The sequence below is a fragment of the Streptomyces sp. NPDC127092 genome (genome assembly GCF_042722475.1).
Classification (GTDB): domain Bacteria; phylum Actinomycetota; class Actinomycetes; order Streptomycetales; family Streptomycetaceae; genus Streptomyces.
In genome coordinates this window covers 1-1,196 of sequence record NZ_JBHXFE010000327.1, presented here as the reverse complement: position 1 = coordinate 1,196, position 1,196 = coordinate 1, and the positions used below count along the sequence as shown (strand labels likewise).

Annotated in this window: 2 protein-coding genes; both read right to left on the bottom strand. The window is 74.2% G+C overall.

Annotated features, from left to right (window positions below):
* On the bottom strand, positions 1-476 hold a 476-nt coding region (locus ACFWJO_RS40120), incomplete at its 3' end, for a hypothetical protein (protein ID WP_386873278.1).
* Between the two features lie 247 nt (positions 477-723).
* The coding region (locus ACFWJO_RS40115) for a tRNA-guanine transglycosylase (protein ID WP_386873276.1) at positions 724-1,196 on the bottom strand (473 nt) is incomplete at its 5' end.

The following is a 1,196-nucleotide window of genomic DNA, read 5'->3' as shown; positions in this document are numbered from 1 at the left end:
CCGTCAGCCCGTTGCAGCAGGCTGTCCCCGGCGGCGACGACGTCGGCCAACGGCAGACCCAGCTGCGCCAGCGCCGCCCAGGTGGCGGCCGGCGTCGTGATCCGCACCCCCGAGCGCACCAGCACGGGGTCCTGCGGGTGCAGCTCATGCCCGACGACGCCGCTGCGGCGCGGCGCCCCGCCCTCGGCCCGCGTGCGCGCCAGATGGACGGGGCCGCGCTCCCACTGCCGCGGCAGCCACATCCCCCAGAGACGAGCGGCGGTGGCGTGGGTGGCCGCGGTGCCGGGGTTCGTCCGCTGGAGGGCGCGGACGACGTCGGCCAGTGAGGGCTGACCCCCGGCAGTGTGCCGCAGCCCGTGGTGCGGGGCGTCGAACCGGGGGCCGCGCAGCTGCGAGGCCGTCAGGCCGGCCTGCAGCCCCGCGGCGACCGGGAAGACGGGGCCGAGGGCGTCGTCGTGCGGAGGAGGGGCGACCATGCCGCCACCTTCTCCTTCCATGGGCGGCCCCGGCGCCGCGACCGCGAGGGCCGTGGAGGGCGAGCCGGGTCGGCGGCCCTGTGCAGGAGCCGCTGAATCGTCTGGCTCACGTCCCCCACGCGTCCGAGCGGCGCTGAGCCAGACGAATCGGTCGAGACAGCCCCCTCAGAACAGCAGAAACGTCTGGCTCGCGCCCGTCGCAGCGTGCTGGCTCCCCCCCGCAGCGTGCCGGCGCACCCAGCGCCCCTCAGCCCTTCGGGGCGTAGTACCGGCCGAGGGTCTCGGCCTTGAGCTCGGCGAGCGTGCCGTCCTGCATGGCCGCACGGATCCGGTCCACGAGCGAGACCGTGAACCGCTCGTTGTGGATGGAGAGGAGCGTGTGCGCCACCATCTCCTTCGCCTTGAACAGGTGCCGCAGGTACGCGCGGGAGTAGTGGGCGCACGTATAGCAGTCGCACTCGGGGTCCAGCGGGCCGAAGTCGCGGCGGTACTTCGCCCCGGGCAGGTTGTAGCGCCCGTCGCGGGTGTAGAACGCGCCGGTGCGGGCCACACGGGTGGGGGAGACGCAGTCGAAGGTGTCGGCGCCGTTCTCGACGGCGGTGAACAGGTCATCGGGTTCGGAGATGCCCAGCAGGTGGCGCGGCTTGTCCTCGGGCAGCTCCTGCGCGCACCAGCCCACGATGGTCCCGAGGTTCTCCTTCTCCAGGGCCCCGCCGACGC